We start from the raw sequence: 13142 nt of genomic DNA on the forward strand, positions 1-13142 counted from the left end.
AAACAAATTTCAATGCAATTTTCATATTATCTTTGCCTTTTTCAGCAATAGATATTGGCCTGCTCTAAATAATTCTCACTTAATTATACTTTTAGCTCTATTTTTTAGCTCTTATCTTTTTATAACCCAGAACTTCATCTGGGTTAATTATTAGAAATAATATTTAGATTTATGCAGGGCAACTAAAAATTTGTTCTGACATTAAATCGACACCACAAGGTAAAACCTCAATCCAGTCTAAAAACTGATTAATCATTTCTTTACCAATAAATGGGCTGCCATGCTGTGGAACAATCATTTCAATATCCATCTGACGGACCATGTTGACCCATAAACGGATGACCTTATTGGAACACATATAGCGTTGATGAAAAGCTTTCATTTTCAGAACATGCGTATCGAAATCTTTCAAAGGTTGACTAGCATCCTCAACAATCGAAGCTCCCATATCACCAGAAAATAAAATTTTAGCGACTGGATCATAGAACTGAAAATTACCCACCGAATGTAGAAAATGGGCTGGAACCACCACAAGTTTTGATTCCCCCAATTGAATCACTTGACCACGATCTGGTAGTTCAATAAGGCGATCTTCCCAATTCCCTTTCATACGTTCACTCATGAATGCAGAATTGAGGTGCGGTAAAAATCGTGCCCATAATTTAGAAGCGACCACTTTGGCATCGGTATAGACCAACCAGCGTGGCATTGAAGTTATAATGTCTGGATCCTGATGAGAAGCCAGCACATAATCCAGATTTTTCAATCGCGTATATTTATTAAGTTCCATGGTCAACGGAACATAGGTCAAATCGCCACCTGGGTCGATCACCGCAGCTCGTTCATGATCAATAATTAAAAATTGATTGGCTTGTATGCCTTCCCCTTTGACCAAACTGGTAAAACTAATACATTTATGTACGCCATTATCAAATAATATCTGCGATGTTGTTTTTTCAAACCCCATACAATTCCCCAAAAAAACTTTAAATATTAAATATTTTTATACCCATACTAAAATAAAGGGATTCGATAATTCTTGCAATGAATTGCTTTATTTTTCTCATAATATTTTAAAATAGCTTTTGCTTTTCTTATTTTATAAATGAATCATAATGTTATTTAAAATTAACTCACAATAAATTAAAATAATTCTCATTATCAGTTTTTTGTCTTTTGCGCTGTCTAGGCCTCCCATGAACCAAGCACCTTATTTTTCAAGCTCCAAAACATTGTTAGCAGTTGCTATTTTTAGTTCGATGACAGCAAGTCATGCTGATGAAACAGCAGAACAACAAAATTCGACCAGTGTGCTACCCACAATTTCTATTCAGGCGCAAAAAGAAACCACCTCCCCGTATGTCGCAACGAAAGCAACCTCTGCCTTAAAATCAGATGCGCCCTTGTTTAAAACTGCTCAATCGGTTTCGGTAGTAACACGTGAACAGCTCGATCAGAAACAAGCAAGAACCTTAGCAGAGGCACTTGAAGGTGTTGCAGGAGTAGAAGCTGGGAAACTAGGTCGTCGTGGTTGGGATGATTTCGTTATTCGAGGGCAGACATCTTCTGATTCAGTTTATGTAGATGGCTTAAGAGTTGGACAAAATACTTTTGTTGCCACTGAGCTATCAGGTATGGATCAGGTACAAGTTTTAAAAGGCCCTGCATCTATTAATTTTGGTTTGGTTGCTCCAGGCGGCATGGTGAATTTAGTCACTAAACGCCCTGAAGCAGAAAACTTTGCACGCGCTAGTATGACTTATGGTAGTTACAACCTTAAAGAAGGCACATTCGATTTAAACTATAGTCCTAATAATAGTGAAAAAGGTGCTTTCCGTTTAAATGGTCGTATCTCTGACCAAGATGACCCGACAGATTATGTATATTTTAAAAATTACTATATTTCCCCTTCTTACAACTTTGACTTAGGAGATAGCACCGACCTTTCTGTCATCGCAAGCTATCAACATCGCGAATATATTCGTCAGCAAGGTTTACCTGTCATTGGTACATTAAAAGATAATCCTAACGGCGCTATAGACCGAAGCTTGTATATTGGCGATCCTAATTTCGGTAAATATGAAGCCGATGTTTACCGTACTGGTTATACGCTTAAACATGCTTTTGATAATGGCTGGAACTTCAATCAGAATTTTGCCGTACAAAAATCTGAAATGGATGGCACAGCTGTTTTTGCTCGAACAGGCACAAATTTCTGGGCAAAAAACAAACAGGGTGAAATCGACTATACAACCATTAGCCGTAAAAATAATAGCCGCCATCAAATTATTGATAACTTAAGTTTTGCCATCGATAACCGTTTAAATAAACAGTTTGATTTATATGGCATGCAACACGACGTTAATATTGGCGTAGATGCTTTTCAGGAAAAAAGTGACTACACCAATGATAAATATGACATTGGCGATTTAAATATTTATAACCCCGTTTATGGTCAAAACGTGACATTGACGCAAAATGTTCGTGATATTAATCGCCTCAAATATTTAGGGCTCTATTTACGTGACCGTATTCAACTTAATGACCAATTGCTTTTAAGCTTGTCTGGACGCCAAGACTGGGCACAAACCCAAAGCACAAGCTTAGTTACAAGTAATGTCAGCAAACAATCAGACAATGCATTTACGGGTAGCGCCTCTGTCATGTATACCCTTAATGACATTGTGGCTCCTTATGTTAGCTATGCCACTTCATTTACACCTAACAGTGGTACTGATGTAAATAACAATCCGTTCAAACCTGAAGAAGGGAAGCAGGTTGAAGTGGGAATGAAATTACAAAGCCCTAATCAACGAATTCAAGGCGCTATCGCTTGGTATGATTTAAAACGTCAAAATGTTTTAGTTACTGATACCGTGAATAGTGGCTATAAAGTACAACGCGGCGAACAGTTAACACGTGGTATTGAAACTGAACTCAGCGCAGAAATTTTAGAAGGCTTAAAATTAACAGCTGCATATACCTACACAATTGATGCGGAAATTAGTAAAGATGCAAACACGAGTAATGTAGGAAAAGCACTCGACAATATTCCGGAGCATGCATATAGCTTGTCAGCACGCTATAAATTTGACCCTGCATCAAAACTTGGTTGGTATGTAGGCGGCGGTTTCCGCGGTGAAACGTATAAAACTGTCGATGGCTTAGATGTTCATGTTCCAGGCTATACAGTCTTTGACACTGAAGCCGGCTATGACGCTGGGCATTGGGGCGCTCAACTTGCTATCCGCAATCTATTTGATAAAGATTACTATGCAGGTGCGCTGAATGAGAATTTAGTGACGCTCGGCAACCCACGTCAAATTAACTTCACAGTGAAATTTAACTATTAATACAGTTAAAAAAAACGCACTCTTTAATGAGTGCGTTTTTTTAGCAGCTTTAAATGCTTTAGAAGAAGTAATGCTGCACTAAAGTAGAGACACCTACAATTAAGAAAATAGCGGCACCAATTTTATGAATGAGCGAGATAGATAAACGTTCAGCTAATTTATTACCAATAAATACAGCTGGTGCATTGGCAATCATCATACCTAACGTTGTACCCAGCATAACCCAGAAAATACTGTCGTAACGAGCAGCTAAGGCCACTGTTGCAATCTGCGTTTTATCACCAATTTCTGCTAAGAAAAACAAGATAAAGGTTGCACCAAAAACACCAAATTTTTGCCATCTATTAATGCTATCTGTTTCATCATCTAACTTATCTGGAATAAGCATCCAGAACGCCATACCAATAAAACCACCGGCCAGTACCCAAACTAATATTTCGGGGCTCAAGACGGTCGTAATCCACTGTCCAAGCACAGCAGAGATACCATGGTTAATTAAAGTTGCTAACAGAATCGCAATGAGAATAGGGATTGGCTTACGGAAACGTGCAGACAGTAAAAGGGCGAGTAATTGAGTTTTATCGCCCATTTCAGCTAGGGCAACAATTGAGGTAGAAATCAGAAATTCTTGCATGTCGTTTCTCTGGCTAGCATAAATGCCCATGACCTACCGCTCCTGCTAGCCAAATATCTGCAGAGTGGTAAATCAAAGGTCTTGCCAACTCGGAAACGATGAGACGTTTAAGCTATGATGACCATGTTCTGTTGAACAATTATGTTGATCATCACCTATTCATTCAGAAATGAATAGCGGCTACTCCCCAATGAAGTATGTGCTTATTATATTCGAGCAGTTCTATTTTTCAAACAAAAAATTTTATCCATGCCCACACTAATAACCGACCTAAGCCCAATAGTAAGGCTAAACAAATACTTAAGTTAATAAACCCAAAATTGTTAATGCCTGCTACATGCTGTGATTGAAATTCAAATGGCAAAATAAGCGTTGCCACAAATACCTCTAAGCCCATTGCAACGTAAGTCATCCACTCCCAAGGAAAGTGCAAAACACTAACCCACAGCCCCATCAGTAAAAATACAACCAACAGAATCGGCGACATGATTTTTAAAAAACCCACCATTTATTATTTCTCCTTTACCTAATAACGAGAAATTTCTCCTCTCTCTCGATAATTCATATCTAATCTTTAGATTAACCTAAAACCAATTAAATTAAATACCAAAATAAAACCCCGCCGAAGCGAGGTTTTTATGATTCATTTCAAAATATTAGATTAATAAAGTACGAATATCTTTAAGAAGTTTCGTAAGTTTATTGGTAAAGCGAGCAGCGTCTGCACCATTAATTACACGGTGGTCATAAGACAATGACAACGGCAACATTAAGCGTGGGTCAAAGTCTTTACCATTCCAAACCGGTTGCATCGTTGCAGGTGAAATACCCAAAATCGCAACTTGCGGCCAGTTCACAAGTGGTGTAAATGCTGTACCACCTATTGCGCCTAAACTTGAAATGGTGAAATTCGCACCTTGCAAGTCTTTCGGTGTTAATTTCTTATCACGTGCTTTTTGACCTAATACACCCAATTCAACTGCAATTTGCTTAATTGATTTTTGGTCTGGGTTACGAAGTACTGGCACAGTTAAACCATCAGGTGTTGCTACCGCAATTCCCATATGGATTTCATTGCGCAAGAGCACTGATTTACCGTCATCAGATAGATGACCTGCAAACTCACGCTCTTCTTTCAACAAATACGCAACCGCTTTAATAATGAATGCCATAATCGTCAGGCTGACACCTTCTTTTTTGAAGTTGCCTTTCAGTTCATTACGCCAATCTTCTAACTCAGTAATATCAGCCAAATCAAACTGGGTGACTTGCGGAATAAAGTTGTTCAATGACAATTGCGGAATTGATACTTGCTGCAAACGCGTCAGTACTTTTTCTTCCACGCCACCAAACGCAGTGAAGTCAGGAAGCTTTGGCAAACCCGAAACTGCTGGTGCAGCCGCAGCTACTGGAGCCGCTTGTGGTGCAGTTAAACGAGTCTTCACATAAGCAAAGATATCTTCTTTAATCACACGACCATGTTCACCAGAAGTTTTAACTTGTGATAAAACCACACCAAGTTCACGAGCAAGCTTACGAACAGCAGGGCCAGCATAAACTTTAGCGTTTTCAGCTTCTTGCTCTTTCGTTAACTTATCACTACCAGAAGCAGCCACAGGTGCTGACTGAGTCGGAGCTGGAGCTGCCGCTTTAGGTGCTGAAGCTTGTGCTGCCGGAGCCGCTACTTCTGCTTTTGGCGCTGGAGCTGCCGCAGGTGCTTGGCCTTCAGCTTCAATTGTTGCAAGCAATATACCTTGTGAAACTTGTTGACCTGCTTGCAAGTGAATCGCTTTCACAACACCAGCAACAGTACTTGGAACTTCTACAGTTGCTTTATCAGACTCAACAACAACAAGGCTTTGGTCTACATCAACTTTATCGCCAACTTGTACCAAGATTTCAGCAACAACTGCTTTATCTACGCCTAAATCAGGAACGTTAATATCAACTGGTCCAGATTGAGTAGCAGCCGCAGCTACAGTTTCTTGTTGAACTGGTGCAGGCGCTGCCGCTGGAGCTGCTGTAGAAGCTGGAGCTTCAACTGGCGCACTTGATGCAGACGTTGTTTTCACTTTAATGAGCACAACACCTTCTTTAACTGTATCGCCTTCTTTAACTTGAATGCTTTCTACAGTACCAGCAACACTGCTTGGTACTTCTACAGTTGCTTTGTCAGATTCAACAACAACGATGCTTTGCTCAACATCGATTTGCTCGCCAACTTTTACTAAAATTTCACCAACTAGTGCTTTTTCAACACCAATATCTGGAACTTGAACTTCAACCACTTGGCTAGTGGTTGCAGCTGCTGGTTGTGCAGCAACTTGTGGAGCTGTAGCAGGTGCTTCTTTTTCAGCTGCTGGTGCAGGTTTTGCAACTTCTTCTGCTTGAGCTACAGGTGCAACACCCTCAGCTTCAAGTTCAAACAATACCGTACCTTCAGTTACGCTATCGCCTTCTTTGATTAAGATGCTTTTTACTACACCTGCCGAAGTGCTAGGCACTTCAACAGAGGCTTTATCTGACTCAAGCAAAACAAGGCTGTCATTTTCAGCAATGCTATCGCCAACTTTTACCAAAATTTCAGCAACAACTGCTTTATCTACGCCAATATCAGGGGTCTTAATTTGCATGCTTAGTTCCCCTCACCTGTTTGCGCTTCATGGTATTCAGCAACTGCTTGAACTTCTGGATGTGCTTGTGGAGCCCATGCCACTGGACGATCAGTATCTAACTCAAAGTTAGAAATTGCATCTTTAACTAAACGTGCATCTACTTCACCTTCGTCAGCTAATTTTTTCAAAGTAGCAACAACGATATGTGCCGCATCAACACCAAAGAAACTACGCAAGTTAGCACGTGTATCTGAGCGACCATAACCATCTGTACCCAACGCAACAAATGGGCGGCCATCTGGAAGATAGGCACGGATTTGTTCGCTATACGCACGCATATGATCTGTTGCTGAAACAACAATACCTTCTGTACCGCGTAATTGTTTAGATACCCAAGACTCTTTCACTTCTTCAGTAAGTGGGTGTAGACGGTTGTATTCTTCACATGCCATACCATCACGAGACAACTCATTGAAGCTTGTTACACTCCAAACGTTTGAATGGATTTGGTATTCATCACGTAAGATTTTCGCAGCTTTGATCACTTCACGAAGAATTACACCTGAACCAAGTAATTGAACAGTTGCTTTTTCATCTTTTTCGAACAAGTACATACCACGTTTAATGCCTTCCTCAGCGCCTTCAGGCATTGCAGGATGCTCGTAGTTTTCGTTCATTACAGTTAGGTAATAGAACACACGCTCTTGGTTCACATACATACGTTGTAAACCATCATGTACGATTACAGCTAACTCATAACCAAAACATGGATCGTAAGATACACAGTTAGGAATCGTGTTCGCCAAGATATGTGAATGACCATCTTGGTGCTGTAAACCTTCACCGTTCAATGTGGTACGACCAGCAGTAGCACCTAACAAGAAACCTTGTGCCTGCGCATCACCCGCAGCCCATGCGATGTCACCAATACGTTGGAAACCAAACATTGAGTAGTACATGTACATTGGAATCATTGGCAAGTTATTCGTTGAATAACTTGTTGCCAACGCAGCCCATGCGCTCATCGCACCAGCTTCGTTAATCCCTTCTTGAAGCATGTGACCGTCACTTGCTTCACGGTAATGCATTAACTGTTCTTGGTCTTCTGGAGTATATTTTTGACCGTGAGCGGCATAAATACCAAGCTGACGGAACATACCTTCTAGACCAAAAGTACGCGCTTCATCTGGAACGATTGGCACTACGCGGTCTTTAATTGCTTTTTCTTTAAGTAAAGAAGCAATTAAACGCACCATCACCATGGTAGTTGATTGTTCTTTGCCTGCAGAACCTTTTAATACTGCATCAAATACAGATAATTCAGGAATCGCTAAAATTTCACTCTCTTTACGACGTGCAGGTAAATAGCCACCTAAAGCCTCACGACGCGCCTTCATATACTTCATTTCTGGAGAGTTTTCACTTGGGCGGTAGAATGGAAGCTCTTCTAACTTATCATCTGTAAATGGCAGGTTGAAACGGTCACGTACATATTTCAAAGAGTCGATTTGCATTTTTTTGATTTGGTGAGTTTTGTTCACCGCTTCAATTTCTTCAGACAAACCGTAACCTTTAACAGTTTTCGCAAGAATAACTGTTGGTTGACCTTTAGCTTTCATTGCTTCTGCATAGGCAGCAAAAACTTTGTACGGGTCATGACCACCACGGTTGAGATTATCGATGTCTTCATCGCTTAAATCTTTTACAAGTTCCGCAGCTTCTGGGTACTTGCCAAAGAATTTCTCACGTGTATATGCACCACCTTTCACTTGATAGCGTTGATACTCACCATCAACTGTTTCGCCCATTACCGCTTTTAAAGCGCCAGTGCTGTCTTTTGCAAGTAGCGGATCCCAATGACGACCCCATACTACTTTAATGACACGCCAGCCCGCACCACGGAATAAAGATTCTAATTCTTGAATGATTTTACCGTTACCACGTACAGGGCCATCTAGACGCTGTAAGTTACAGTTAACCACCCAAATTAGGTTATCAAGCTTTTCACGACCAGCAAGTGAAATTGCACCAGTACTTTCTGGCTCATCCATTTCACCATCGCCAAGATAAGCCCAGACTTTACGATCTTCTTCTTTGATCAAGCCACGGTTCATCAAATATTTTTGAATGTGTGCTTGATAAATCGACATGATTGGACCAAGACCCATTGATACTGTTGGGAATTGCCAATAGTCCGGCATTAAATATGGATGTGGATAGCTTGGTAAACCGTTACCGCCAACTTCACGGCGGAAATTACTTAACTGTTCTTCAGTTAAACGTCCTTCGAGGAATGAACGTGCATAAATACCAGGAGCACAGTGTCCTTGGTAATAAATCATATCTCCGCCAAAGTTATTGCTGTTTGCGCGGAAGAAATGGTTAAAACCTACGTCATATAATGTTGCACTTGATGCGAAGCTCGCCAAGTGTCCACCTAAATCATCACCTGTTTTATTCGCACGAAGTACCATTGCTAAGGCATTCCAACGAATCAATGCACGAATACGGCGTTCCATATCTTGGTCGCCTGGCATTGCAGGTTGTTCTTCAACAGAAATTGTATTTAAGTAAGGTGTATTGAGACGTTGAATGGGAACATGCTTGGCAATTGCTTGTTGGTAAAGTTTTTCCAATAAGAATGCCGCCCGCTCAGTTCCCATATGTTGTAAAACTGAATCGAATGCATCTTGCCACTCTTGGGTTTCTTGTGCATCGGAGTCACCGTAAAACGCCATAATTCACCTGTTCCTTGTTCTTTAATCTACTTTGTATTTTTACCACGTTTTACCCCTCTCTAGTTATTGCCACGGGTGAATGTGAGGGGGGCCTATTATTTTCTGAATGAATAGTCATTGACCGAGCATTAAACAAAATAACAAAAAAACGCCAATAATGGCGTTTTTTTATACAATCTTTACGTTAAAAAAGGTTTAAGTTAATTTCAGATTCATAAATTCAATAACCTTAACCTTTTCAACTATGCCTTTAAGGAAGCATCGCTAAGTAAGTTGTTGGATTCTTACGTTGACCATCTTTTACTACTTCATAATGCAAATGTGGACCAGTACAGCGACCAGTACAACCGACATTGGCAATATGTTCACCTGCCGACACTTGTTCACCTACACGTACCATTAAACGCGAAGCATGCGCATAACGTGTTAAATAGCCATTACCATGGTTAATTTCAACATATTGACCATAGCCAGTACCCCAACCAGATTTGGTTACAATACCTGGGCCTGTAGCATAAATTGGCGTACCACTTGGAGCAGCCATATCCAATCCACCATGATGTTCGGCACGACCGCTCATCGTACGGCCACCAAAGTTGGAAGAAACACGTACTGTATCAGGAAGAGGATGAGAAACTAACCACGAATAAGCATTTGAAGAAGAGGTATTGAAAGAGTTCTTAGCTGTCGTATTGCCATATTTTTTAGCGAGTGACTCATTGTTGAGCTCAACCGTTTTTTGGCGTAAGGTCACTGAAACTTTCGCACTCGCTGGAAGATCTAAATCATCAGGATGGGTATATGAACCTTGAGATAATGTTTTTGATAGTTGTTCCAATCGATCTGAATCAGTAGATTGGTTAATTGTTTGATAATCTGCAAAAGCAACTGATGCTGCCGAAGCGGCAAGTGAAAACGCTAATAAAATACGACGCGTGTGCATAAAAACCTCTTGAAACTGTTCTTACTTAAGTTCCTTATGATCTCTTCCTTGATATCGATTGAAATGAACGCTTAAGATGAAGACAAGAATCTATCCGAGAATGACCCATGTCTAAACCCGATAACGTTTTTCAACAATCCGGAAAACACATAAAAACAGGAAACCTTACGTTTCTAACAACGCAAGTCGCGCAATGGCAAAGACTTACGAAAATTATCCAACCCTTATTGCCCCAACCGGAACAATGGCAGGTCGTGTGTTATCAAAATGGTTCTTTGATCATTACTGGTGAAAATCAGGCGATGATTAGTCAACTCAGTTATTTACAGAACCAATATGTATCTAAATTATCTCAACTTGAAGGGTTAAAAGACCTACAAAGAATTCAGGTTCGCTTGAGAAATAAAAACATTCCAAATCCACCCTCATCTGAGCCATCTAAACCCATTCCCCCGGAAACACAAGAAATGTTACGCAGTGCAGCCGACTTTGTGAGCGACCCTAAGCTTAGCCAAGCTTTACTACGTTTGGCAAGCAATAAAAAATGACGGGCTCTATATTTAATGAAAAGTTCAGCCATATTTATGTGACAAAATTCACACTTTAAAATGTTACATTATAACATGACCAAATAAAGACAATGACTTATGTCACACTCACATATGGAATTGGACATTCATTCTCGTCATTAAATGTTACAATTTCATAATTACTCGGATCACTTTGAACATTGCGTAACAACTGATTATTTAAAGCATGTCCCGATTTATAGCCATCAAACTTGGCAATAATTTGATGACCAAGCAAATACAAATCACCTACTGCATCTAAAATCTTATGTCTCACAAATTCATCGGCGAAACGTAAGCCTTCTTCGTTAACAACGCCCGTATCATCTACACCAATCGCATTATCTAAACTTGCACCTAAAGCTAAGTTATTTGCTTTGAGATAATCCAGATCTTTCATAAAACCAAAAGTACGAGCTTCACTCACTTCATACACAAAAGTTTCAGTAGAAAAGTCGATAGTCGCAGATTGATATTCTTTAGCAAATGCCGGATGGTCAAAATCAATCGTAAAATTTAACTGAAAACCATTATGCGGGCTAAAAATTGCTTTTTTATCATCTATTAATGCTTCAACTGGTTTTAATATTCTTATAAATTTTTTCGGCGCATCCAGCTCACGCAATCCACCTTGCATTAACAGGTAAATAAATGGGCCAGCACTTCCATCCATAATCGGAACTTCGGACGCAGATACCTCAACAATAAGGTTATCAATTCCCAAACCTGCAATTGCGCTCATCACATGCTCAATTGTTCCAACTTTTATATCTCCAATTACTAAATTGGAGCACATGAAAGCTTCTTGAATCAGCAAAGCATTCGCATGGATTTCCACAGGTGGATCTAAATCGATACGACGAAATACAATACCCCCATCCACGGTATGTGGAATGAAATTGATCATCACTTTTTGACCGCTATGAAGACCTATTCCACTCGCTTTTACCACACGATTGAGAGTACGTTGTTTCACCATGCTTTGTAACTTCTTTTTTAAAACCGCTATACGTTAGCATATTTAGTCATTGATCAAAAACAAAAAAAGGCAGTGATTAAACACTGCCTTTTTTTAAATTTAATAATATTTTACTTACGTTGCTGATTTTTCAAGTAATCTTGAATGCTCATCGGAGAAGAACGCGGAGAAGAACTTGCAGTACTATTCACTTCATTGTCTGCATTTTGACGCTTATTAATTGCAGGAACGTCATCTTCATCAACAGATTGAGCTGATTGAGCCGATACATGACTTACCGTATTACGTTTTCTCGGTTCCGCATCTGCTGCATTACGTGTTAGACCAGTTGCAATCACTGTTACACGTAATTCATCACGCGCATCTGGATCAAATACAGTACCGTAGAAGATTTCACCTTCATCAAGGTCAACAATCTGGTTCACGACATCAGTAATGATTTCAGTTTCGCGTAAAGTAATATCATCACCGCCAGTAATGTTAATCAACACACCTTTAGCATTAATAATATTTACGTTATCAAGCAATGGACTACGGATAGCCTGTTCAGCAGCTTGACGCGCACGATCTTCACCACGACCTAAACCAGCACCCATCATGGCATAACCACGTGTACTCATTGCAGTTTTCAAATCGGCGAAGTCAAGGTTAATATGACCACGGTTTACAACAAGGTCAAAGATACTACGCACAGCGTTTAACAATACATCATCAGCTTTTTTATAAGCATCTTTCATTGAAATATCGCCATATACACTGAGTAAGCGCTGGTTAGGGATAATAATCAATGAGTCAACATGTGCTTCAAGCGCTTCAATACCACGTTCAGCAGACTTTAAACGGCGACGGCCTTCAAAGTTAAATGGGGTTGTCACAACACCAACAGTCAAAATACCCATTTCTTTGGCAACTTCAGCCACGACAGGTGCCGCACCTGTACCCGTACCACCACCCATACCAGCGGTAACGAATACCATATCCGTACCTTCAAGATGGTGACGAATGATTTCACGGCTTTCTTCTGCTGCAACTTGCCCTACTTCAGGGTTAGCACCAGCACCTAGACCACGTGTACTTTGCTCGCCTAACTGAATTTTGAAAGGTGCATTCATACAGTCCAGTGCTTGTTTGTCTGTATTGGCACAAACGAATTTAACACCTTGAATATCAGACTGCACCATATGTTGAACGGCATTACCGCCACCACCACCTACACCAAATACAGTGAAACGGGCTTGACCGTTGCCATCGTTTAGTTCATCTTCTATAAATTCAAATGAGGCCATGACCTTTAGGGTTCCTAATACATTA

10 protein-coding genes and 1 riboswitch are annotated in these 13142 nt (G+C 40.2%); of the genes, 2 read left to right on the forward strand and 8 right to left on the reverse strand.

The window, feature by feature from the left end; translation table 11 throughout:
* Window positions 1-169 precede the first annotated feature (169 nt).
* The gene (locus BMW38_RS12250; RefSeq protein WP_092708452.1) at window positions 170-967 is read right to left on the reverse strand and encodes an MBL fold metallo-hydrolase; all 798 of its coding nucleotides are present in this window, start codon (window positions 965-967) and stop codon (window positions 170-172) included.
* A gap of 229 nt (window positions 968-1196) precedes the next feature.
* Between BMW38_RS12250 and BMW38_RS12255 the strand changes: the two genes are divergently transcribed.
* On the forward strand, window positions 1197-3353 hold the full coding sequence (locus BMW38_RS12255) for a TonB-dependent siderophore receptor (RefSeq protein ID WP_092708454.1): 2157 nt from the start codon (window positions 1197-1199) through the stop codon (window positions 3351-3353).
* A 58-nt stretch (window positions 3354-3411) separates the two neighbouring features.
* Here the strand turns inward: BMW38_RS12255 and BMW38_RS12260 are convergent, their stop codons facing one another.
* The 5 genes from BMW38_RS12260 to BMW38_RS12280 form a co-directional block, all read right to left on the reverse strand.
* The gene (locus BMW38_RS12260) at window positions 3412-3987 is read right to left on the reverse strand and encodes a TMEM165/GDT1 family protein (RefSeq protein WP_003654075.1); all 576 of its coding nucleotides are present in this window, start codon (window positions 3985-3987) and stop codon (window positions 3412-3414) included.
* 15 nt (window positions 3988-4002) lie between these two features.
* Window positions 4003-4188, reverse strand: a riboswitch (yybP-ykoY riboswitch).
* 28 nt (window positions 4189-4216) lie between these two features.
* A complete protein-coding gene (locus BMW38_RS12265; RefSeq protein WP_092708456.1) occupies window positions 4217-4495 on the reverse strand; it encodes a hypothetical protein in 279 nt (92 codons plus the stop codon).
* A 148-nt stretch (window positions 4496-4643) separates the two neighbouring features.
* Entirely contained in the window at window positions 4644-6620 is a 1977-nt protein-coding gene (locus BMW38_RS12270; RefSeq protein ID WP_092708459.1) for a 2-oxo acid dehydrogenase subunit E2, read from the reverse strand.
* Between the two features lie 2 nt (window positions 6621-6622).
* Window positions 6623-9340, reverse strand: a complete 2718-nt coding sequence (gene aceE, locus BMW38_RS12275; protein WP_005300635.1) for a pyruvate dehydrogenase (acetyl-transferring), homodimeric type — start codon at window positions 9338-9340, stop codon at window positions 6623-6625.
* Window positions 9341-9590: 250 nt separating this feature from the next.
* Window positions 9591-10283, reverse strand: a complete 693-nt coding sequence (locus BMW38_RS12280; protein ID WP_045433755.1) for a M23 family metallopeptidase — start codon at window positions 10281-10283, stop codon at window positions 9591-9593.
* A 107-nt stretch (window positions 10284-10390) separates the two neighbouring features.
* Between BMW38_RS12280 and BMW38_RS12285 the strand changes: the two genes are divergently transcribed.
* Window positions 10391-10831, forward strand: a complete 441-nt coding sequence (locus BMW38_RS12285) for a DciA family protein (RefSeq protein WP_003654086.1) — start codon at window positions 10391-10393, stop codon at window positions 10829-10831.
* A 97-nt stretch (window positions 10832-10928) separates the two neighbouring features.
* On the opposite strand, the gene lpxC is transcribed toward BMW38_RS12285, so the two are convergent.
* Complete coding sequence (gene lpxC / locus BMW38_RS12290) at window positions 10929-11831, reverse strand: UDP-3-O-acyl-N-acetylglucosamine deacetylase (protein ID WP_080027985.1); 903 nt, start codon at window positions 11829-11831, stop codon at window positions 10929-10931.
* A gap of 110 nt (window positions 11832-11941) precedes the next feature.
* The gene (gene ftsZ / locus BMW38_RS12295) at window positions 11942-13117 is read right to left on the reverse strand and encodes a cell division protein FtsZ (protein WP_092708462.1); all 1176 of its coding nucleotides are present in this window, start codon (window positions 13115-13117) and stop codon (window positions 11942-11944) included.
* Between the last annotated feature and the right edge of the window lie 25 nt (window positions 13118-13142).

Origin of the sequence: Acinetobacter sp. yr461 (assembly GCF_900110445.1) — a bacterium.
In the GTDB taxonomy this organism is placed as follows: domain Bacteria; phylum Pseudomonadota; class Gammaproteobacteria; order Pseudomonadales; family Moraxellaceae; genus Acinetobacter; species Acinetobacter calcoaceticus.

Bases quoted from the DNA above. Each gene is read 5' to 3' on its own strand.
- BMW38_RS12250 (WP_092708452.1), bottom strand. From the start codon at position 967: ATGGGGTTTGAAAAAACAACATCGCAGATATTATTTGATAATGGCGTA.
- BMW38_RS12255 (WP_092708454.1), top strand. From the start codon at position 1,197: ATGAACCAAGCACCTTATTTTTCAAGCTCCAAAACATTGTTAGCAGTT.
- BMW38_RS12260 (WP_003654075.1), bottom strand. From the start codon at position 3,987: ATGCAAGAATTTCTGATTTCTACCTCAATTGTTGCCCTAGCTGAAATG.
- BMW38_RS12265 (WP_092708456.1), bottom strand. From the start codon at position 4,495: ATGGTGGGTTTTTTAAAAATCATGTCGCCGATTCTGTTGGTTGTATTT.
- BMW38_RS12270 (WP_092708459.1), bottom strand. From the start codon at position 6,620: ATGCAAATTAAGACCCCTGATATTGGCGTAGATAAAGCAGTTGTTGCT.
- aceE (WP_005300635.1), bottom strand. From the start codon at position 9,340: ATGGCGTTTTACGGTGACTCCGATGCACAAGAAACCCAAGAGTGGCAA.
- BMW38_RS12280 (WP_045433755.1), bottom strand. From the start codon at position 10,283: ATGCACACGCGTCGTATTTTATTAGCGTTTTCACTTGCCGCTTCGGCA.
- BMW38_RS12285 (WP_003654086.1), top strand. From the start codon at position 10,391: ATGTCTAAACCCGATAACGTTTTTCAACAATCCGGAAAACACATAAAA.
- lpxC (WP_080027985.1), bottom strand. From the start codon at position 11,831: ATGGTGAAACAACGTACTCTCAATCGTGTGGTAAAAGCGAGTGGAATA.
- ftsZ (WP_092708462.1), bottom strand. From the start codon at position 13,117: ATGGCCTCATTTGAATTTATAGAAGATGAACTAAACGATGGCAACGGT.